This is a genomic window from Paenibacillus glycanilyticus (genome assembly GCF_023715145.1).
In the GTDB taxonomy this organism is placed as follows: domain Bacteria; phylum Bacillota; class Bacilli; order Paenibacillales; family Paenibacillaceae; genus Pristimantibacillus; species Pristimantibacillus glycanilyticus_A.
On record NZ_JAMBNP010000004.1, the window covers coordinates 1 to 21,235 of the forward strand.

The window sequence follows — 21,235 nt, forward strand, 5'->3', positions numbered from 1 at the left end:
ATTTTGTAGTCTCCTTGGTTTGTATTTGGATCCGGTCGCTGGCGAGCATCTGGGACCCTCATACATCATACCAAGGAGTCTTTTTGTTTCTCAAACCTCGTATTTCTTCATTATAGGAATGCTGCCCTTTACTTCAACAAAGCTGCAGTAGATCCTCCGATCCGCTGCAGCTTTGTTGATTGAACTATAGTTCCCCGTTAGTTCAACAATGGTTGTCTTCAAAAATCATTCGACAGTATAAGTCTCACTCCACCTTATAATCCCGCTGCTGATTTAATTTGTTCTCGTTGGGACATGATTAACATTCTCAGTTTTTCCGACCCGAAAGCGCCTGCCGTAAAACCGTTTGCTTTTGGATAGTAGACCATCCGAAAGGATGTACCATCATGAAGGTGTACACGCAGGAAAATACCAGCTTCATGTTTTGTTTTTTCATAAACCGCATTGAATCCAACATTCTCCAGATTCAAAAGCTCGTGAACGAATTCTGTGGATGCCTCCTTGCCGAAGTCACCGATCGGACTGCCGTCTTCGCTGCTTTCTAGGCTAATTTTTTCTACTTTTCCTTCTATGTCTAATAGTTCTCCCATAGTCGCAGCTTTCAAATTATCTTTTACTTCATAAATCTTGTTATTGGCAACGACACGAAATTCTGACTTGTATCCCTTCAGAGCGTAGACAACGGTACCAATCGGAAGAAATGCCGCATCCCCGTTCTTCTCCACATGATCAGTACAGGCATGATCGTTTAACATATAAGAGACCTCGCCTAACTTATCACCGAGTTGTTCCTCTGTTACAGCCTTGGTTCCGTCGTAGTTTTGATAATATTTAATGTTGTTGATCATTAGGAAATCTACCCAATCGATTTCTGCCATGCACGGTTCCACTGCTTTCTTCGGGACTGGTTCAGTACCAGCAGCCTGAGATTTTGGTGTCCCTTCTTCTTTGTCCGTCGTACCACAGTTGGCAACCAACATTATAAAAAGAAGTAGATACGAAATTTTCCCCAGATATTTCATCCATCTCATTGATAACCACCTCAAACTTTTTTGACGTGTTTACTGAACTTTATGTTGCGGTTAGGCTCATCATGTTTGAGCTGCTGTGCTATCTTTATTTAACTAAAGTTCCCCGTTTGTTTAATTACCTACGGATAACACTGATATCGGAAATGCCTTATTTTCTAAAATATTTAAGGCAGAATGCAATAATAATTATTATAAGTATCGGTACAAGAATAGGAGCTATAAATATAACAATATGATGTAAAAGGCATCCCAGCCTTCCCATAATGACCCTACCAATTACTATCCTCCCCATCTTTTTTGAGCAAGATCAGCTGCAGGCTTCAGCCGTGTCATCATTATTCAACTAAAGTTCCCAGTTAGCTCAAGTCATTGAATTTGCTATTTTGATAAGAATCCGTTTCATTTTAGCCGTATTTATTGCTTTCGACCCCATACCAAGCGTGTACAAAAGATTGTTGTCGTAAAAATACAATCTCACATAGTCGCCATCAAAAGGGACATTATCGAATGGACCTTCCAGGCGTTCTTCTTTGAAATAAGCTGTTGTGCCGTTCTCAAGCTTGATTTTGGATAAGTGAGTTTCCTTTATTTCGGATTTACTATTCACTTGTAGTTCGATTTCTCCGTCGTGTATTTCCCACCCCTGAGAATATGTAATTGTGAGATGCGTCTTGCGTGTTATGCGGGCGAAAATCGGTTTGTACTTAGGTGGTAACCAGGTTGGAATAAGTACATGCTGACTTACTTTCTGCTCAAACATTGTAATATCGTTTCTAAGCTTTGAATGGTTTGGATAGGGATCTCCGGCATAGACAACACTCGAATTTAGAAGTAACACTAGTGATAGCGCAATTATTATCTTTTTAAACACATTGCTCTACTCCTCCGTTGTTATTACTGAAAATATGGCGGCACTTCAAGTTGAATACCACACTGTTTTTGCTTCGTTATGATCAATAAATAATGTGATCACGCCCTACACATTTGAAGATCGTCCGATTTTTGTACTAATATTCCCTTTTATTCGCCCTATAACCACAAGAAAAACAGCTGCCGATGCTTGCCGACAGCTGTACCTGGTTTTATGGAACTAACGTTCTCCTTTAGTTTAATAAATCGAATGATTTGATTGGTTACCTTTAGGCCTTCCAATTAGTAATGAGCACGGAAATTCATAATGCTCAGTTGTAATCAAGACCACTCGCCATATGCAATTGGCACTTCTCTGGTGGCTTGAGTAATCTTCATTCCACATAATAAGCAACTTAGCGGACAACTCATCTTGTACCTCAATAAGCTTAAGCTCTATATCTGAATTACCCCTGTACAAATCAAGTAATTGCAACCAAGTTCCTGATGGTTTATCGAAAAGGACATTCCATAAGTCCGATTCTTCACCCATTTGAGATAAATACTGGCTTAATTCCTCTACTTGATTTAACAACCGATCATTCTCAAGAATAGATTCTAATGCTGTTGGTATATGTTCCAGATAAAAAGTGGAGTCATCACCGTAGAGTTCCTTGAAACATTGAAAATGACAAAAGAAGGTTTGTTCTTTTTGCTCCAAGCTAGTTCCATCGAAATTTGTAGTTATCCTCAAAGAGCACGGGTTAAGGTTATCTAGTTGTCTATCTTCCGATGTTATCTTTTGCTTACATATGCAACACTTATAATTCAAGTGCTAGCCCCCTATATACTTGTTAAAGTCCACCATTATTCTACCACGGTTTGGAAGTAAACTGCCCTTTACTTCAACAAGAGCTGCAGTGGATCCTCCGATCCGCTGCAGCTCTTGTGATTTGAATTAAAGTTCTTCGTTTGTTTAATTACCTACGGATATACTGATATTGGATTTGCCTCATTTTCTAAAATATTTAAGGCAGAGTACAATAATAATAATTATAAGTATCGGAACAAGAATAGGAGCTACAAAATATAACAGTATAATGTAAAAGGCATCCCAGCCTTCCCATAATGACCCCACCAATTACTTTCCCCCATCTTTTTGAACAAGATCAGCTGCAGGCTGCCGCTGTGTCATCATTATTCAACTAAAGTTCCTCGTTAGTTGAATGAACTTTGCAGGATGCACCGATGTCTTAAAATGGTGTCTTGCCTTTTATTTGATCTATTATTACTTGGACATGATTCTCTAACTCTTGACTATTTATTGCATCGATCTCTTTATCACCAACATAAATGTTTAGATATTTCCAGTAAACTATTAATTGATTAGTTTCGCTTAGAAATACAAAATTCATCCAACCATCAGCAACTGGTTCATCGTTAGAACTAAAGATCATAATGCCTGAAAACCTGTCTAATGTTCCATCTAAATATGTTAGATCTTCGCCTTCAACACAACTGTCAGACCAATCAAAACGTAGTTCACCTATAAATTTGTGATAATACAATAAGTCATTAATTAGTTGTTCTTCAACGAAACTTCGCAATTGCTTTCCCATACTAATAGACATGCCCATATCATGATAATTGGGTTTCACAACCATATTCCTCCTTAATACCAATATCTCTTAGAACGTATTTAAGGATTTTATGAATATTAACACTCACTGAAGTATTCGTTAAGTTATTAAGCTATCCTGCCCTTAATAAAATCGTGCTTTTAAAGGGATCACGGGGCTGTATAGAAGTTCTTGTCCTAATACGGCTTTGTATAGAAGTTCTTGTCTTGAGCTCACGACAAGAACTTCTATACTTAAAACAAAAAAGCCACAGTTTATGCGGCTTCCGTTGTATAGATGTTCTTGTCGTCCGACATAAAAAAATTCAATAGCATATCCTGCAATCTCAGCTCGGTCGAATCTTTCTCTTGAAGACGAAAATCTTTTTATTTTGGGACATTATACTTTTCGAGAGTACGGACCAACTTCCTTCTGATAGCTTCTCTTAATTCTTCTGGTTGGAGCACGACCGCTTCAGCGCCGAACGAAAAGAAATATTCAGCAAAGAATAGTATTTCTGAGGGGGAAATACCCATCTCTAGTATGCCTGTGCCGTTATCGGAACTATGTACTTCTCCCCAAGGGAAAATCCAGCACTTATCTCGGAATAACTCAATCCCTTTTGCTGTTAATTTCACTTTGACATCTACGCTTTCTTCTTTGGTGTAGAAATGAAGACCCCAGTTCGTTAAATCCACCTCTGAAACATCCACTGTAGTCGTTAACGCTTCCGCATCCGCCAAAACGGCTGACCGTATCCGATCTGCCCGAAACAATCGGTAGGCTTTTCGTAGATAGCAGTAGGCTGGGCAAAACCAATATCCCTCATGGGCATATATACCGATGGGTTGAATCGTTCTTTGATTGATCTCATTCTCCCGAATTCCATAATTAATTGTCACGGGCAACCTTCTAATGGATGCTTGGAGCAATATCTCAAGGTAGTCGGCTCGTTCTTGGCGGGTTTGCGTAAAGAAGTCAACACGATGTCGCATCTCATCTATCTGACGTTTCACATCTTCCGATAAATACCTGTAAAACTTCCGAAGTGCGGATTCTGCAGATGCCTTGAAGGGCAGTGAACTAAAGTGTCGAAGAGCATGGGAAGCAAAAAATATTGAGAATGCCTCATTCTCCGTAAATGAAATCGGTGGAAGGCTTCGCTCTGCAAGAACTTGATATCCACCTCCTGCACCAACCTGAGAGTATAATGGCACTCCCATTCCACTCAGCTCCTGCAAATCACGCAGCATGGTTCGGGTAGACACACCAAATTCTTCAGCAAGCTCTTTGACGGTGAATTTCCGCTTCCGATTTACTGCCATCATCAATTCAATCAGGCGTCTCGACTTTCCCATTATATTCACCTCCCCCAAAAATATAGTGACAGGCTTTGTCACAATTATATTATACACTATGAATAAGCCGGATCGCCGGGAGTGATTACGGTAGAAAACGATTAAATAAGGAGAAGGAGAACAACATATGAGTAGAGAACAGCGTAAGAATCTGGATGAAATACTGCGGAGTCCCAAGCCCACCAAGCCGAAAAGCGTCGAGGAGATGCGCGCGAACTTCGCTGCCTTGATGGCAACGATGAAGGTACCTGACGGCATTCGAACCACGCCGACGACCCTGGGTAATCGGCCCAGTGTGACCGTTGACCCTGAACAGGATGCCCGCCCAGGAATCATCCTCTATTTCCATGGCGGCTCGTATATTGCGGGTTCCCCCTACACTGCCATGTCCGTTACCGCAAATCTGGTGAACAAAACCCGTATCCGGTCCGTCTCTCTCGATTATCGACTTGCTCCGGAACATCCGTTTCCTGCAGCTCTTGACGATGCTCTCGCCGCCTATCGTGAGCTTCTGGACAACGGAGTTGAGGCGGCGTCTATTGCGTTTGCTGGAGACTCTGCCGGCGGCGGTATTGCTGTCTCGGCTTGCCTGATGGCACGGGACGCAGGTCTGCCGATGCCAGCAGCAGTAGTGGCTTTCTCGCCGGGGGTGGATAAGACGCGCTCCGGAACAAGTATGGATAGCAAAATGGGGATCGACCCATTCTTCACTCGTGAGGGCTTTACATTAACGGATACGATGTACCTAGCCGGACAGGATCCGAATCATGAACTCGTGAGCCCCGCCAGGTTCGCCGATCTTACCGGATTCCCACCACTCCTACTACAGGTCGGGACGAACGAGCTACTTCTTGACGATTCCACGCAGTTAGCTGACCGTGCACGGGCAGCCGGTGTGGATGTAATCCTTGACGTTACTGCCGACGTCCCGCATGTTTTCCAGGCGTTCACTGGTATTCTCGATGAAGCTGATCAAGCCCTGGACCGTGCTGCGTTCTTCATCACACAGTATCTCAGATGAACATTTGATCCTAACGAATACGAATGTTGAAAACATTTAATAAGAAGAGCCATCATATTCAGATGGCTCTTCTTATTAAATTGCTGGTTCTATTTCGTTATCTTATCAGGTCGAAGTTCATTGGTTTGTTCCACGCATGAACTCGGATTAACATTTTCGTCATAATATTACAAATATTGCGTTTTCAATTTAACTCAGTGTTATCACTTACCGGCACGATTTTCTAGTATTCTCCTGACTTTCATGTTCTTCGCACTTAAAATTTCAGTGAAAAAATATGATTTAGTAAAGGTTAAACGGGAAATAAAATAGACCATAAAAAATGGTGATTTTGGAAAACAGATACCCCGTTATCCAGTCGCAATTCAAAGCGAAATACCGGTCTAATTTGCCGAGTATCCCCTCTTAATTACCTCGAATATTTAGAGAGTGAGAGAACGTGCAGTCAAAATTAATTGCTCATGTAAAAAACTTATACGTGCTACCTTATTGGCCACCGGCTTTGTATAGAAGTTCTTGTCCTAATACGGTTATGTATAGAAGTTCTTGTCTTGAGCTCACGACAAGAACTTCTATACTTAAAACAAAAAAGCCACAGTGTATGCGGCTTCCGTTGAATAGATGTTCTTGTCGTCCGACAATCAATGTATTGCCGCGGCATCTCAATTCTTTCAAGGCGGTAAAATTGTCTCTGTTGTACTGCTATTTCATTCCTACTACAGCGGCGAACGCTTGAACGGCGGCATTGGCCACTTCCATGTCTTGCTCCATGGTGCCTCCGGCGACGCCGATACCGCCGACGGTCATGCCTTCGTGAACGAGTGGTATACCGCCTCCCAAGATGGTGACTCTCCCTTGGTTTGTCGTGTTGACCCCATAGTGTTGACCGCCGGGAAGCGCCGACTGGGCTAAGTTAGCCGTGGGCATTTGCATGGCTACACTCGTCCAGGCCTTCCCCTTGGAGATTTCGATCCCGGCGATCCGGGCATAGTCCATCCGGTGGAAGGCGACCAAGTTCGCCCCGGCGTCGACGATTGCGATATCGAAGGCGAGTCCCATTTGACGAGCTTTCTGTTCCGCAACCTCGAGCAATTGTTTCGCAATCTCCAATGTAAGCAACTCAAACACTCCTTGTTGTTTTGTTTCCTGCAGAATATTATTTGATGAATTTACCAAGTTAGGGGCTGTCACATGAACATTTACGGCGTGGATGGCGTTATTTTGGTAACCTTTTACATTCCACTCAGCCTTTAGCGGTTGAACTTCTCCATGATCGTTCGTTGCCTTGCTCATAATCGTGTATTGCCCTGGTTTTTGCGCATCCCACGCAAAAGACCATCTCCTCCATGAATAGGGAACATCAGGATCAAGTATGTTTGCTTCAGTCCAGAGCGTCCCGCCATCTGTGCTAATCTCTACTTTCGTTACGGAATGCTCACCAGCCCAAGCATAGCCTTGTACCACGTTGGTGCCAACAGCCAACTCTTCCTCTTCTGTAGGAGAGGCTATCGTTGAATTGATTAAAACTGGTGATAACGGTTGTGCATGTTTGTAGTCGTTTGCTTTTTTTAGAATGACATAATCTATACTTTGGAACGGTCCCTTGAATGGCTGATCTACAACTCTGATCCTATGCAGCCATTTAACAGATGCAACTGCATACCATCCAGGCACAATTAGTCTTATTGGAAAACCATGTTTATCGGAGAGCGGTTCACCATTCATTTCGTAAGCCAATAAAGTATCTGGGTGAAGTGCCTTGGCAACAGGAAGACTTCTTTTGAAAAATACCTGTCCATCCATGTCATTTCGGTGGCCGTAATCCAATCCTTCAAAAACAATCTCAGTCGCACTTGGGGATACTCCTGCTTGGTCTAATACATCCTTCAGTCGAACGCCTCCCCAAATCGCGTTGCTTATCGCACCGAGCTTGAATTGGTTACCTTGTGCTTTCCTTTCAAATAACGAACGTTTGTTTCCTGCACACTCTAGGGTAGCTGACAGCGTGACCTTATGCATGTTTTTCAAATCAGCATACGTAAATTTAATTGGTTGATCCACTAATTCTTCAATTGAAAGGTACCAGGTGTTCATATCGATTGTCGGGTATTCAAAATGATTTCTTACGTAAAATAATTGATTCGGTGTAATGGTTTGGAGGTTAGCAACCATGGGGAATTCAAGATTTTCTGATGGGAAATAGGAAACTGGAACCAAATGAATGTCGCGCATGAACAAATCCACCTCTTCAGCTAAATATAAACAGAACAGCTCTAGAATTTATTTTTAGCAAAGATACGTAATTTTAACCATCTAACAAGATTTCGTCATCTGGATTTACAAGCCGTTGTCGCGGATCTCAGCAGCATCCGACCGTCTTCTCATTTGCCCTCGATCCGGTTCTCCGACGGACGGAGACTCAACTCCATGCCGTGGGAGAGCGCGTTCTCGAGGAGAAGCAACATATAAAATCAAATATTTCATTTTGGACATTCATCATTGCGGCCGGTGCGTTTGTGCTGCCTTGGATCGCGGAATCATCCCTGCAAACCGTCGGGAATGAGATTAAGTTCTTGTCAATTTCGGAAATGGGATCAAGTTCTTGTCATTTGGTTTTGACAAGAACTTGATCCCACAACTATAAAAAGCCGCGAATTTTTCGCGGCCTTTAATGAGATAATGTTTTTGTCACCCGACTACTGTCTTTGTCTTCGTCTATCGGATATTCCCATAGTCCCAGTTTTCCCTTCACTGGAATATAGGGCTTCAGCAGACGGAAACCCGCTATTTCCCACGCAAAATAACCTGGACTGTAATCGCCTAACAGGAAGTCCTCACCCGTCACAACCTTCCCGCAATCGAGAATGGCTGACGTATGATTAATGTCGATGACTTGATAACAATTTGTAAGCTCGCAAGTTGCAAGGATAACCCCCGTAGGGAGGTTTTGTTCCGTGTAGCCATTCTTGGCGAGTAAAGAACGTATGGGTTCATATTTGCAGGCCTGCTTATCGACTTTCTGGCTTGCATGAATGGCCAACGGTCCGCGATGCCGGGTCTTCCAGGATCTTGTTTCATAGAGAGTCTCGCCTTGGACAAGCAGAGTCGCCCATGGTTGAATCATGGATAATACTTTCATTCCTCTACGCTCCATTACTGTTCATAATGAATTACTATTCCCCAAACATTTATATTCATTTCTTCTTCCTAAATGAATTCTGGAAATACACGCTGATTGGAAATAACAAAACTCACTATTGCTTCTTCCTGTTGATCATCTGGTATCAGGTCATTTCTAAGTAATGCAGCTAATACGCTAGGCTCAATTTTACCGCTAAACCAAAGTTTCCGAATAGCTGAGGATGTTCTCTAAAATACACAACCTTCGTTTAATCCGAATAATCTTAGCCAAAAGCTAATCTTACGCTCTTCTTCATAAGATAAACCTAAAAAAGTATCCCCTAATAACTGATTAAGTTCTACAATAAAATCTTTATAATTATGCTCGTAAACCGAATGAACAATCTCCTATGCTATATACTCGGTTTTTGTCAAGTGTGGCTTGAGCGGAATTAGATACATAAGCACGTCCACTCCCGATATGCGCGCCCTTATCTAATTACGTTTTCGAAAGTTGAGTTTTGCGTCCCGCAGCCTTTAAAGGGATGTTCTAGTCACCCGACAACTCGCCAAGGAAGCAAACAAACCATCATTCGAATAAGAATGATGGTTTGTTTGCTTGTTGTTTGTTTCTATCTTAAACTAAGAGTCCCTCCATAATCGATTTAGGCTAAGTATACATTCTAACTAGACTAACACTTTAATCTTAACGAGCTTCTGAACACCATTAAACGTAATCGTTACGTAGGCAACTCCTGGGGATAACGCCCGTACTTTGCCATCAGTATCTACGCTTGCAACTGCAGGGTTAGAGGAGCTATAGGCAGCCCAATTCGAGACATCGTCCCAGTCTCCGTTGCTGTATTCTGCATATACCAGCATGTCTCGCGAATCCCCTACCGACAGCTTCCACTTATTGCCGAGGGTGTATAGCTTCTTCACATAACCGGCAGGAGCCGCTACGTTCACCGCCAGCGCAGCTGTTGCTCCCTCGAAGGAAGCGTTGATGACCGCCGAGCCCATTGAAATTCCTATAACCCCATTCAATGCCGAAGTCAGGGCTGCAACAGAAGAGTTGGAAGAGGTTAAAATAGCTTCGGCAGTGACATTCTTCTCCGTTCCGTCACTGTATTCTGCATACAGCTGGAAAGTCTTACTCACGCCGATCTCGGTATGAAGCTCACTTGGGGTGAAGTACAACAGCTCTACTGTAGGAGCAGCATTCGCTACCATTACAGCTACCGTCACTTGCTTCCCTCCAAAGGACGCGGTAATCTGGGCGCTCCCTGCTGCAATGCCCTTTACGAATCCGCCAGGAATTACCGTTGCAACCGCTGGATCTGATGATACATACCCGCTGTCTTCCGTTACCTCTTTCGTCTGACCACCGGCATAGTCAGCAGTTATAACAAGCTGCTGCTCCTCGCCAACCAGCAGGTTCAGCTCTTCAGGTGCGGCAGTCAATGATACTAACGAAGGTTCTCCCTCGGACAGCTTGGACACGCTTGTATCCGACCAGAACCACCAGCTGTTATTCAGCCATCTCGCCCCGCCTGATGGAACTTCCACTTCGGCCCGTGTTCCTCCCGCCGCGTCAGCGCGGTTAAGGTAGTAATGGGTCGAACCTGCCTCCGTTAGACTATAGACCACATCTCCCGCAGGGGACAGCGCTTGAAGTTTATACCCAGCTCTGCCCGAACCAATCTTCTCCACTTCCCCTGCTGGCGAGCGCAGCCACAGCGTGACTTGCTGTTCTTCATCTAATCGCGGAAATGCGGCCCATCCCCCTACGGTAGCAAGATTCTGCTGCTTAAGAACATTTGCATAGGAACCTACGATATCTAAATAAGGGCCGGATAACGGAATGGATTCCGTATCGGTTATTAGAGAAATGACAGGTTCAGGATTGTAGTTAAGATAGAGAATGGTATGGCCTTCCGCCTCTATGTTATTGTTATCTATCTCCATCTCGCTTGGATATTCCGGTGCTTCCGTCAAGGCGGTGCTTATACCATCCTTGTAACTGAACAATTGCTCCACATAGGAATATAGAACAGTACCATCATCCAGAATCTCTGCCTCACCAAGCGGTGAATAATGATTGACCGGGTTAACAATCGTCTCCACCGTATTGCCATGGCGCAAGCGCAGTCCGTTCGTCCCTGGCTCTTCCAGAGAACCGTCTGTTCCAGAGCTGTCATAATAGGCTACATAAGGACCGTTGACCGTCCAATAATAAGCTTGTAGGCTCTGAAGCGTACCGTTTCGATATTCCTTCGATTCCCCATTCACTCCCGGCAGGTGAAAAATAGCCCCCTCCTCCGTAAGCGCTGCCTTATCCGGCTTCGTTGTAATACCTGTTGCAATCTCTAATGATGCGCTCCCATCCAATTGTTCAATCAGCACCTTCTGACTTTGCTCTTTGTAGACCAGTGCCTTCTCCGCGTTGAAATCGAGCAGTTGCCCGTCGGTCTGATAGACCTCAATCAGGTTGGCTGGAGGAGCACCCGCATCCGCGTAAGTCATCGTTGGAAGCATTAAATTTGCCGTGAGACATAGGGAAAGCCACGCCTTGTTTCGCCATAATTTCATAAAAGTTTACCCTCCTGTGCGACAGATCGCCGCAACGTTATATGACGCCCATAATGTATCACAGGAGGTTTATAAAGAGCTATGAGTATATTCGCCTGATTAAGTGGAGAATACGATGCGCTTTTTAGTCTACTTTTCCTTCTGGTTCCAATTAACCAAAAACAAAGATGCCCGTTGGAGTTCTTGTCAAAAGCTGACGACAAGAACCTCTCGTCTGCTCGTCTCTTTGAGCTCGTCTCCAATCAGTTTAGTGGTTCTACCTCTCATCGCCGCATTTGCTCCAATAGTTCCCCTCTGATTCCCATGTCTACACATCTAGACTAATGCCCTTTGCTAATAAGCCAGATCGCATTTCAATTTTTCAATCCGACCATTATTTAGAAAGAAGGTATACAGCCCAACGACTTCATTACCGGCAAAATCGCCTTTGAACCATACACGCATATTTACGACTTCTTCGTTAATGGTATATTCAATAATATCCGTATGTGTATTCGTTCTCACAAAGTAAGTTACAAAGTAGTTTTCAATCTCCTTGCCTACAAGGGTATGGCCCAGAGAAACTTCTTCAATTTGGGCGTTGTCGGAGAAAGATCGAACATAGCTCTCAATATCATGCCGATTTGAAGCTTCCAAGTATTCGATTACAGCTGCAGGTAAGTCCAATTCTTTCATCGCTATTCCTCCTTGTTATCAGCACAAACAGGGCTGTTGCCCTGTTGAGCCGAATCTAATCTATATCTAATCGTATCCAGCTGTGCCATCAAGTTGCGCCTAACACGCTGAGGTTCTACCTGTTCAAGCAAGTTCCCAAAGGAGAGCAAATAACCGTTCAGCCACGCTCCCTCCGGGAGCTCGGCTGAGATAGTGTAGGATCCGTCTTCATTTACAGTAATGGAGGCATCGTCAAATTCATCATACACCCTGTAAGCGCTTTTGGCTGATAACGTAATCGTTACTTGCACCGTTTCGTTAACCGCATGTTCCTCGGCTAATTCAATTGCTGCAACAGCCGTTCTAGGCTCAAAGACTTTATCCGTGACGACAACATCCTTCATCCGGTTAATTTTAAAAACTCGGTGTCCATCGCTTGTCAAACAGTAAGCAGCGAGATACCAAGATTTGCTTTTGAACAGAAGCTGGACGGGCTCTGCTTGTCGCAAGCTCTCGCGGCCTGTGCTGCTGTAATAGCGGAATTGAATGAGACGGCAATCAGTAATGGCGAGGCGTAGCTGCGGAAAGAGCTGGCGCAGCTGATCTCCGCTTCCCCATGGCGAGAAGTCTACTTCAAGCCAGTGACTGCCGTCTTTTTTAAACAACAGTCCCATCTTATGCAGCACGGCTTGAATGTCAGGATAATTCGCTGCGGCTAGACTCTGCAGCGCGGCCATAATATCTTCTTGCTCCCTATCCGTCAACATAGAAGCATGAAAAGAGTAGCCTTCTAACAGTGAAATCCCTCCGCCTTTGCCTTTACTCGCATATACCGGAATGCCGGAGGCACTTAGCGTATCGATATCGCGGTAAATGGTACGAGTGGATACCTCGAAATGCTCAGCCAGTTCGCCAGCCGTTACCGTATTCTTTTTCAAAAGGATATACAGAATTTCAAATAGCCGGCCAACGGCCATAGCACTTCACCTCTTAAAGAATTAGACGTTAGGATGGTTGAACGGTAGGTCGAACAATCATTTCGTTGACGCTGGTATCGCCAGGTTCATTAATGGCAAATGCGATCGCTCTGGCGATGCTGTCAGGCGAAATGGCGAAGTGGTTCATTTGATCCACCCAGCCTTTAATTTCATCATTGCTGATGGACTCCGTTAATTCCGTAGAAGTAACGCCTGGAGACACAATCGTCGTGCGAATGTTGGAGGCTGGCCCTTCTTCCTGGCGTACCCCTTCAGAGATCGCTCTAACAGCAAATTTAGTTGCGCTGTATACAGCGGCCGTAGGATCTACCTGATAACCGGAGACCGATGAAACGGTAATGATATGTCCCGACTTTCGCTCTCTCATCTTAGGCAAGACAGCCGCGATACCATACAAAACGCCCTTGATATTTATGTCCACCATATTGTCCCATTCCTCAATCTTTAATTCGCGAAGAAACGAAAGTGGCATTATTCCGGCATTGTTAATCAACACATCGATTTGTCCGTATTGCTGCACGGCATATTCAGCCAGCTTGCGCATATCTTCTGCCGAAGCAACGTTCGTTTTGGCATAGATAGCGCTGCCCCCGCTCTGCTTTATTTGCTCAGCAATTGCCACCAGCCGTTCTTCTCGTCTTGCTGCCAGTACAACTTTTGCTCCGTATTTAGCCAGAAGTTTCGCAGTCGCTTGCCCGATACCGCTAGATGCTCCTGTTATAATTACAACTTTCGATTGAATATTCTCCATTCTCTCTCTCCTCCATTTTTCAACGGTGTACTGCGTCTATTAGCAATCACATTGTTATAATAACCATTATAATTAGACAACAGTGTGTCATATTATAAAATTGGTTAGGTGAGTTTATTATAGAGAATTGATACTAATTCTCGTGTGTATAGAAACTGCCCAATAGCTTAACGACAAAAAGAGCAGCTGCCGCGGCGGCAAACTGCTCCTGGATTGTTGAACTATAGTCTCCCGTAAAATCAACTTTTGTATAATGAATATCAAAATGTAGGAGCAGGTAATTCATCAATTTTAATACGGAGCAAACTATAAGGCTTTTGTCGCAGGTCTTTTCCATAATGAAATCTTGCCTGCCGATGTAGTTGGTTCACAATAACATATAAATGTTGATCCGGACCAATAGAAAAAGTATCCGGCCATAAGATTATCGGATCATGTGCGATGGTTTCCATTATTCCATTCGGCCATATCTTTCTAATACTATCGTTTTCATAGTCTCCAGCATATACGTTTCCTTTTGCATCGGTTATCATTCCATCGGACGCACCTTTCTCTCCCCAATACTTCACGTGATTACTTAATTTGTAATCCGGTATCGTTCTGTCTCTTAGGGCTTCTGCCGAGATCGAGTATAGATGACGACTGGTTAATGGACAAAAAAATATAATTTTACCGTCAGGGGAAATCGCTAGACCATCAGAGGCCAATCGAAAGGGAGATGTCGAACCGTCTGCGTTTCGATTCATCAAAATTTGACCTTCCACTTTTGGTACAAAATACGGATCAGGGGATGTTGAATTTGCTCCATTTAACCGTCTAAACGCATGTCCATTTTCTAAATTCACGACTATTATAGCGCCTGGACCTTTTGAAGAAGAATCCGTTATATAGGCGTAACCTGATTTACCAACACGAAAATCAAATCGGACGTCATTTAGATACGTTGTTGGCAAGACTACATCTTCTTCAAACGAATATACTTTTCTTATAGTATTTGTTTTTAAATCTACGGCTACTAATTTTGCCCCTCCTTTAATAGGCTCAGAAAAATTTGGTGCTGCCGTATCCAGTACCCACAGGGTTCCTCTTCCGTCAGCAATTACACTTTGGACACTGATGAAGGACTTAGTAATATTCAAAGGGTTTATCACATTCGTTTCTAAATTAGGATACGGCTGCAATTTGCCCTCGACAATTTCCGCTACCGTAAATCTAACGTCATCTCCCCATTTCGGAAAGCAAATGAAAATACGTCCGGTTTCTGATACGCTAACGCCTGTAGGCATAGCGCCATAAAAGGTATAAACGAGTTCTAACTTACCGAAATATTTTTCAGTAGGTAACATATGGTTTTTGATATCCTCCCCAACATACTGGATATTACCTATATATGTGTAAAATTTTTTAACATGACTGGCACTTAACTTTTTCTAACCGAAAAACGTAATACGCCAACGCTAGCGCAGCAAGAATCGTTGGAACTGCATGAAGCGTTAAACTTTAAAACGCTTTGCCTCTAAAACCTGCCCTTTACTTCAATTAAACAAACAAAAGCTGCAGCGGATCCTCCGATCTGCTGCAGCTTTATTGATTGAACTAAAAGCCAAAAATTTGACCAGGCTAGATTAAGGATAATATATCCTTGTACTATCGAAATAATGAAATGAAGTAATAGTCCATTCATTAACCTTCTTAGTCATCTCAGTTTCAATTCCATAGCTATAGTTATAATCGCCAACAATCCCATCTGAATGAAAGACCGCTTTAAATTTAGTAAGACTTTTATTCCATTGAATATACTCTGACTCAGGAAGACCTATTTCTGCGTTATTTTTATGAAATTGAATCCAGTGTTTCTTCTTGGACATCGCATTTGTTGCAAGAGTCAATGCTTGATTATCTGTCAATGGACGAGCATAAACCGTAATGTGCTCAGAATTTCCTGTCAAAGTAGATGTATCCCATTTAATATAATCGTCCGGATAGAAGAAGTTACTTAAAGCTTTAAATTGTACATACACCGCACCATTTCTCAACAATACTCCATTACCAACAGTAGCATTAAAAGTCTTCCCGCCTTTAGTTAGTGAAGCAGTTTTTGTCTTCTGATTCCAATTTATTTTCACTTCAAGATATTTATCAAGTTGTTCATCGTATCTGAATAAATTATTCGTCGCCATACTACGGAGAGGGGCATATAATCTACCCTCAGAAAGCAAACCGTTTACTCCGCCATATGCATCATAATCATTATTTGCGGCATAAGAACTCATTGGACCAATCATTAAAGCGCCAATCATTACACTTACACATAGTAATACTGTTTTCTTCATTTCAACCTCCATAAATTTACAATAAAGCGAGAAGTTAATTGTTTTATAAATATTAGCACCTATACTTACGCATTGGAAGTTAAAAACTGTAAGGCTGGATTGACGCAGACGCAGTGTAACCGTTAGATTAACAAACTCTACTGCCCGTTACTTCAACAAAAGCTGCAAAAGATCGGAGGATCTGCTGCAGCTTTATTGATTATTCTATATTCTCCCTCAAGTGGCAACACATTTAAGATAGTTTTCTTTTAAGCCAATTTGTTTTCCTTTGTCGGCTAATGAAGGGGTTGCGCTTAAAATCGATTTGCTTTATTACTTCTGGTGGTTATGACCGTTGTCACCATGAGATGGATGGTCTTTCTTATTAATAACAAGCTCCGCCGTAATGGGCAAGTGATCCGCTGCGATTGTGTCTATAACCTTCCCTGCTTTTATTTTTACATCGTCAGACGTATAGATGTAGTCGATTCGACGATTAGGCTTGTCTGAATAATAATAGGACGTATAGGCATCATTTAGACCAAGTTCCGCAAATGTGTCATGGTACTGCGCAGACATTTTTATAATTTCAGGACTATCTGGTGTGGCATTGAAGTCTCCCACTAAGATACTTGTTCCATTATCTTGATTTACAATGCTCAGGATCTCGTTGACTTGTATATCTCTTTCTTCAGGTGTTTTATTGTCAAGATGAGTATTGTAGAAATTAATATGATTGCCCTTCACATTAATTACCGTTTTCGCAAGACCGCGCTGCTCTGCAGGATAGTGCGTATTATCAAGTAAATGATTTTCGCTAGAAAGAATAGGATATTTACTTAATATAACTGTTCCATATTGACGACGAGGTTCCCCCGCATTTAAGGGATCATTGTCAAGATTTGCAGCAAATTGGTAATGCATGCCTAAGTAATTGGCTAACCATCTCGCCTGATCCTCGAAATTACTACGCGTGGAGAAATGATTATCGACTTCTTGCAGACCAATGATATCAGCATCCGATGATTTAATAACGTCACCAATTCTGTTCAAATTTAGAATGTCATCCATGCCTTCGGCATGATGAATATTATACTCCATCACTTTAATGGTAGTCTCTTTTCCTTTTTTAAAGTCTGAAGCATAAGATTCACTACTTAACGAAAACATAGGAATCATAGACATCAATAAAACAGAAGAGACAATAACTGACTTTTTAAGCATGCACAACATCCTCTCGAAGTTTTCAATAAGATAGGTGAATCTGCTACTATAATTTCATATACTGATTTACATTTCCATAGGCTGGTAGATGTAGATTGTTCTATGTAAATATGGTCTTTTACTAGGACCATATGTAAGGGAATTGTAATTTTTAGTTGTTTTCATTATAAGATTCTTGCTGCTCTATGCCTTCAATATGCGATCCGATTCAGCTCCAACAAAAAAACCGCGGTCTACGCGGTTTTTTCGCTGTCTGTTATCGTACGATAACTGCAGTAATTTTGTTAAGCGCAACGTAGATCGTAGCTTTAAATAATTTAAGCACAACGACGCCTTTTTTCACTTTAACAACCTTGCCTATGATCTCTTCACCTGAAACCGTCTTGATGACGACAACTATGCCTTTCGCTTTAACTTCATCAAGTAAAGTTCGAAACTCATTTGGAAATGGAATAACAACCGCCATGATGATCCCCCCTTTCCCATCTTCTAATCTATTAGTATGTGAATGATAGAATAGGGTTCGGGCTTATCCAAAAAAACAGCGGCAGAGTCGACAATCGCCAACTCTACTGCTGTTTATCTTGATTATTGTTGTTTAATAACGGATTTATTATTGGCGCTAATTGCAAACCGCGAGTATAAAGCAAGCCATGGACGCCAATGAGGCAATCGTCCGCACATGATTCCAGGCTGTCCAGCGGGATAAATAATTCTGCCAGACCCTCGCACCTTCGGAGCTTGAGGGAGTTACAGCTGCCAACGCGTCATTGAGCGGAACATTAAAGAAGATCGTCACGAGGAATGAGCCGGCAAAATAAAGCAGGCTGCCTGTCAGAACATAGTACGTACCAGGTGCGCCAAGCTTTAAGAAAGAACCAATACCGAGTAGCACCGTGAACAGGGCCGTCCCCATAAATACGATGCTGAAGAGCGTATTCAAAATGGTGGCATTGATCGATTGCATTGCGGTGATGCCCTTCTCCGATGGGATGCGGGCCAGCGAGACCATAACGAATGCCGAAAAGGCGAAGAAAACGCCCGCGATCAAACCGGATCCGAGCGCGGAGACGAAATTCAAGCCGAGCATCCATTTACTCATGTACATTCTCCTTCCAAGCGCCCGCAACGGCGGCATCCTCGGCGAAGAACACAAACTCCCGCGGCTCCAATCCCAGACTTAGATTCATTATGTGCCCCCTTAGTGATTAACCTACATAATCGGAAACTTTACAGTACCAGACCATATGGTCCAAACCCAAGCCCCAGTAATCATGAACCGTTGCATAAGGTCTACCGAATTTATGTAACCATTTAATTTGGGCATGTCGATATCCGCTATCAAGACAGAAATTTTCAATTCCACGCTCGGCCAGACTGTTAGCCATCCCTTTTATTAAAGCGGAGCCGATTCCCTGTCCCTGATACTCGCGCAGCACATATAAACTGCCAAGTTCAAAAACATTTTTCAATCGACCGCCAGTACATTGAATAATATCACCATTGCAAGGACCTATCGATATGGTGCCGACAATGTCCCCGTCTTTCCGCGCGACAAGGAAATGTACTGATGACCCCGATGTAAACAAAGCCTCGTTTAACATGAGTCTCTTACTTTCGATTTCTTGACATATCTCATCTGTGAGCGCGCCCAATCCTTCCTGCTCAAAAGCATCGGGGATGGTTCGTCTGAAGACCTCGTATGCCGGCTCTAGATCGGCTACCATTAATTCCTTTATCTCGATCACTTTATTCAGTTCAGCTCCTTTACCCCTTTTACGCCTTAAAAGCGGGAACGTTCCTGCGAATAAGCGAGCATTCGTGAGAAAACTAAATCGTACTGTGGGAGTTTAACGTTCTTTAATTAATTCCCAGATAATCATTCCATTATCGGAACCGGTCCTTCTCATTCCTAATTTCTCCAGCACTTTAATAGATGGAACATTATCCTCAAGACATTCCGCTACAACTTTTTTTACTCTGTCTGATGAAAACACCCACTCAATAATAGCGCCGACTGATTCTGTAGCAATGCCCTTATTACGCATCTCTGGAATGATACCATATCCTACTTCAACCATTCCTTGGTTATCAGGCTTCCCTTTAAATCCAATGTCGCCAATCACTTGGTTATTTTCAGCCAACGATACATACCATACGCCCCATCCCAATAATTCTGGATCTTTCTTGAGATTATCCAAATATTTTAAGATGTGTTTTCCTAGTGCGTACGATTCTAAAACCTGATTGACATTGTCTTGGGTAAAAGCTGTGATAATTAGTCGTTTAGTTCTTATTTGCAAACGGAATCCTCCTGTTGTTAAAATAACAGATTTATGAATGACCTTAGTCCGGCGAACCTCTAAGGTTGTTTTTCAATTCTATATTTACCACTTTGCTTTAATGCGATGCTCCATGCCGGAAAAGTACCTGTTTCACATGCTCGCTACCTGCTGCTTGATTTGGAAGTTTAGCTCCTGCTTGGACGAGGCTTTCCGCAACCTCGGCATAATTCCCGTCAGGATTTAGAATATGAAGCGATCCCCAGATACAACTGTTCAATGGAGTTCCCCCGAATTCATTTAGGACATCCACAGAGGCACCATGGTCTATGAGCAGCTGGACGATCTTATCATTACCTTGTCCCGCGGCATGATGAAGGGCGGTCGCAGAACGTTCACTTCGGCGAGCATCGACATGAAAACCAACTTCGAGCATGAGTTGAACAGCATCTGTTTGATTATTCCATGCCGCATCCGCAATGACGCTCTGCTCTTCCGGCTGAAGAGATTGGACAATGCCCGGATATTCCTTTAATAGGCTATCGACGGCTCTTCGATCTGCCCGCATACAGGCAAGCAGCAATCTCTGCTCAACTGTACTATAGGACAACATAAGTTCTGTGATTTCTTCATGACCTAGCCGCTCCGCGAAAAAGAGTGGTGTCATAGCTCCGCCGATATTGTATTCATAAATATGACCTCCTGGAGCGGTGAAGTCCCCTTTCCCAACCTGTACCTGTAACGAGTTCGGATCTTCCTTCAACATACGGCGGACAAGTTCGATGTCCCCTAGCTTACAAGCCATAAAAATATCCGTTTGCGCACCACGTTGCACGAGATGCCTGCACCGCTCCAGGTTGTTCACAGCATATTGAGCAGGAGTACCGTTGTGGTCCAAATCTCGCCTATCCATATCAGCACCGTTATCCAGAAGGAAATCGATAATCTCCTTCGAACGGGCATAATGCAAAGGAACCTGCCCATCCGGCCCACGCAGATTGACGATGTCCGGCTCTTCTTCCACCATCTTCCGAAGAGCATCCAGCATTCCTAGTGAAGCCGCAGCATGCGGATCCACAATGGCTCCCCTATCGATAAGATACCGGGATAAGTCATAATGATCATGATGCAGAACGCCGAAGCCTCCCGCCCACCAGCTGCTCTTGGTATTGATATCCGCCCCATACTCCAGCAATACGTCAACCATCTTACGGTCTCCCCTATTTGCGGCGCTTACAATCGCAGGCGCATCAAAAGCAAACCAAGGTTCGTCGATTTTTACGGCCAGCAACGGATGCAGTTGCAGTAATCGCTCTACAGCTTCCGGGTCGTTACCACTAACACCTTGTTTAAATTGTTCAATGATACTCCTATCTAGCTCATCATCTGAAGTCAACAAATGGTTCTTCTTATCGGTCATAATT

Annotated in this window: 20 protein-coding genes; 1 reads left to right on the top strand and 19 read right to left on the bottom strand. The window is 43.2% G+C overall.

Going from position 1 to position 21,235, the window contains the following annotated elements; all coding sequences use genetic code 11:
• Window positions 1–254: 254 nt before the first annotated feature.
• From M3194_RS12305 to M3194_RS12325, 5 genes are all read right to left on the bottom strand, one after another.
• Window positions 255–1,031 (bottom strand): hypothetical protein, encoded by a 777-nt coding sequence (locus tag M3194_RS12305; RefSeq protein WP_251654268.1) that lies wholly within the window; start codon window positions 1,029–1,031, stop codon window positions 255–257.
• Window positions 1,032–1,392: 361 nt separating this feature from the next.
• Entirely contained in the window at window positions 1,393–1,902 is a 510-nt protein-coding gene (locus M3194_RS12310) for a hypothetical protein (protein WP_251654269.1), read from the bottom strand.
• Window positions 1,903–2,139: 237 nt separating this feature from the next.
• Window positions 2,140–2,601 (bottom strand): hypothetical protein, encoded by a 462-nt coding sequence (locus M3194_RS12315; protein ID WP_251654270.1) that lies wholly within the window; start codon window positions 2,599–2,601, stop codon window positions 2,140–2,142.
• 532 nt (window positions 2,602–3,133) lie between these two features.
• Complete coding sequence (locus tag M3194_RS12320; protein ID WP_251654271.1) at window positions 3,134–3,538, bottom strand: hypothetical protein; 405 nt, start codon at window positions 3,536–3,538, stop codon at window positions 3,134–3,136.
• Between the two features lie 347 nt (window positions 3,539–3,885).
• Window positions 3,886–4,857 carry a helix-turn-helix transcriptional regulator gene (locus tag M3194_RS12325; RefSeq protein WP_251654272.1) on the bottom strand — a complete coding sequence of 324 codons (972 nt, stop codon included), beginning with the start codon at window positions 4,855–4,857 and terminating at the stop codon, window positions 3,886–3,888.
• Between the two features lie 127 nt (window positions 4,858–4,984).
• On the opposite strand from M3194_RS12325, the gene M3194_RS12330 reads away from it, so the two are divergent.
• The gene (locus M3194_RS12330; protein ID WP_251654274.1) at window positions 4,985–5,878 is read left to right on the top strand and encodes an alpha/beta hydrolase; all 894 of its coding nucleotides are present in this window, start codon (window positions 4,985–4,987) and stop codon (window positions 5,876–5,878) included.
• 702 nt (window positions 5,879–6,580) lie between these two features.
• Here M3194_RS12330 and M3194_RS31465 read toward each other — a convergent pair.
• From M3194_RS31465 to M3194_RS12405, 14 genes are all read right to left on the bottom strand, one after another.
• Window positions 6,581–8,110, bottom strand: coding sequence for a molybdopterin-dependent oxidoreductase (locus M3194_RS31465; protein WP_311290609.1), 1,530 nt, complete (start codon window positions 8,108–8,110; stop codon window positions 6,581–6,583).
• Window positions 8,111–8,546: 436 nt separating this feature from the next.
• A complete protein-coding gene (locus M3194_RS12345; protein ID WP_251654275.1) occupies window positions 8,547–9,017 on the bottom strand; it encodes an ASCH domain-containing protein in 471 nt (156 codons plus the stop codon).
• A 668-nt stretch (window positions 9,018–9,685) separates the two neighbouring features.
• Window positions 9,686–11,590 (bottom strand): Ig-like domain-containing protein, encoded by a 1,905-nt coding sequence (locus M3194_RS12350; RefSeq protein ID WP_251654276.1) that lies wholly within the window; start codon window positions 11,588–11,590, stop codon window positions 9,686–9,688.
• Between the two features lie 333 nt (window positions 11,591–11,923).
• A complete protein-coding gene (locus M3194_RS12355) occupies window positions 11,924–12,265 on the bottom strand; it encodes a nuclear transport factor 2-like protein (protein WP_251654277.1) in 342 nt (113 codons plus the stop codon).
• Between the two features lie 2 nt (window positions 12,266–12,267).
• Window positions 12,268–13,221: a helix-turn-helix transcriptional regulator gene (locus M3194_RS12360; protein ID WP_251654278.1), complete on the bottom strand. Its 954-nt coding sequence runs from the start codon at window positions 13,219–13,221 to the stop codon at window positions 12,268–12,270.
• Window positions 13,222–13,249: 28 nt separating this feature from the next.
• Window positions 13,250–13,993, bottom strand: coding sequence for an SDR family oxidoreductase (locus M3194_RS12365; protein WP_251654279.1), 744 nt, complete (start codon window positions 13,991–13,993; stop codon window positions 13,250–13,252).
• Between the two features lie 260 nt (window positions 13,994–14,253).
• A complete protein-coding gene (locus M3194_RS12370) occupies window positions 14,254–15,339 on the bottom strand; it encodes a major royal jelly family protein (protein WP_251654281.1) in 1,086 nt (361 codons plus the stop codon).
• A gap of 279 nt (window positions 15,340–15,618) precedes the next feature.
• Window positions 15,619–16,326 carry a copper amine oxidase N-terminal domain-containing protein gene (locus M3194_RS12375; protein ID WP_251654283.1) on the bottom strand — a complete coding sequence of 236 codons (708 nt, stop codon included), beginning with the start codon at window positions 16,324–16,326 and terminating at the stop codon, window positions 15,619–15,621.
• 312 nt (window positions 16,327–16,638) lie between these two features.
• A complete protein-coding gene (locus M3194_RS12380; protein WP_251654285.1) occupies window positions 16,639–17,529 on the bottom strand; it encodes an endonuclease/exonuclease/phosphatase family protein in 891 nt (296 codons plus the stop codon).
• A 256-nt stretch (window positions 17,530–17,785) separates the two neighbouring features.
• Window positions 17,786–17,995: a hypothetical protein gene (locus M3194_RS12385; protein WP_251654287.1), complete on the bottom strand. Its 210-nt coding sequence runs from the start codon at window positions 17,993–17,995 to the stop codon at window positions 17,786–17,788.
• A 156-nt stretch (window positions 17,996–18,151) separates the two neighbouring features.
• The gene (locus M3194_RS12390) at window positions 18,152–18,631 is read right to left on the bottom strand and encodes an anthrone oxygenase family protein (protein ID WP_251654289.1); all 480 of its coding nucleotides are present in this window, start codon (window positions 18,629–18,631) and stop codon (window positions 18,152–18,154) included.
• A gap of 106 nt (window positions 18,632–18,737) precedes the next feature.
• Window positions 18,738–19,277, bottom strand: coding sequence for a GNAT family N-acetyltransferase (locus tag M3194_RS12395; protein WP_251654291.1), 540 nt, complete (start codon window positions 19,275–19,277; stop codon window positions 18,738–18,740).
• 102 nt (window positions 19,278–19,379) lie between these two features.
• Complete coding sequence (locus tag M3194_RS12400; protein ID WP_251654293.1) at window positions 19,380–19,832, bottom strand: GNAT family N-acetyltransferase; 453 nt, start codon at window positions 19,830–19,832, stop codon at window positions 19,380–19,382.
• A 97-nt stretch (window positions 19,833–19,929) separates the two neighbouring features.
• Complete coding sequence (locus M3194_RS12405; protein ID WP_251654295.1) at window positions 19,930–21,231, bottom strand: ankyrin repeat domain-containing protein; 1,302 nt, start codon at window positions 21,229–21,231, stop codon at window positions 19,930–19,932.
• Window positions 21,232–21,235: the final 4 nt, after the last annotated feature.

Coding starts and splice junctions, on each gene's coding strand:
- M3194_RS12330 (WP_251654274.1), top strand. CDS start 4,985: ATGAGTAGAGAACAGCGTAAGAATCTGGATGAAATACTGCGGAGTCCC.
- M3194_RS12350 (WP_251654276.1), bottom strand. CDS start 11,590: ATGAAATTATGGCGAAACAAGGCGTGGCTTTCCCTATGTCTCACGGCA.
- M3194_RS12385 (WP_251654287.1), bottom strand. CDS start 17,995: ATGGCGGTTGTTATTCCATTTCCAAATGAGTTTCGAACTTTACTTGAT.
- M3194_RS12305 (WP_251654268.1), bottom strand. CDS start 1,031: ATGAGATGGATGAAATATCTGGGGAAAATTTCGTATCTACTTCTTTTT.
- M3194_RS12375 (WP_251654283.1), bottom strand. CDS start 16,326: ATGAAGAAAACAGTATTACTATGTGTAAGTGTAATGATTGGCGCTTTA.
- M3194_RS12370 (WP_251654281.1), bottom strand. CDS start 15,339: ATGTTACCTACTGAAAAATATTTCGGTAAGTTAGAACTCGTTTATACC.
- M3194_RS12345 (WP_251654275.1), bottom strand. CDS start 9,017: ATGAAAGTATTATCCATGATTCAACCATGGGCGACTCTGCTTGTCCAA.
- M3194_RS12390 (WP_251654289.1), bottom strand. CDS start 18,631: ATGAGTAAATGGATGCTCGGCTTGAATTTCGTCTCCGCGCTCGGATCC.
- M3194_RS12365 (WP_251654279.1), bottom strand. CDS start 13,993: ATGGAGAATATTCAATCGAAAGTTGTAATTATAACAGGAGCATCTAGC.
- M3194_RS12325 (WP_251654272.1), bottom strand. CDS start 4,857: ATGGGAAAGTCGAGACGCCTGATTGAATTGATGATGGCAGTAAATCGG.
- M3194_RS12360 (WP_251654278.1), bottom strand. CDS start 13,221: ATGGCCGTTGGCCGGCTATTTGAAATTCTGTATATCCTTTTGAAAAAG.
- M3194_RS12380 (WP_251654285.1), bottom strand. CDS start 17,529: ATGCTTAAAAAGTCAGTTATTGTCTCTTCTGTTTTATTGATGTCTATG.
- M3194_RS31465 (WP_311290609.1), bottom strand. CDS start 8,110: ATGCGCGACATTCATTTGGTTCCAGTTTCCTATTTCCCATCAGAAAAT.
- M3194_RS12405 (WP_251654295.1), bottom strand. CDS start 21,231: ATGACCGATAAGAAGAACCATTTGTTGACTTCAGATGATGAGCTAGAT.
- M3194_RS12355 (WP_251654277.1), bottom strand. CDS start 12,265: ATGAAAGAATTGGACTTACCTGCAGCTGTAATCGAATACTTGGAAGCT.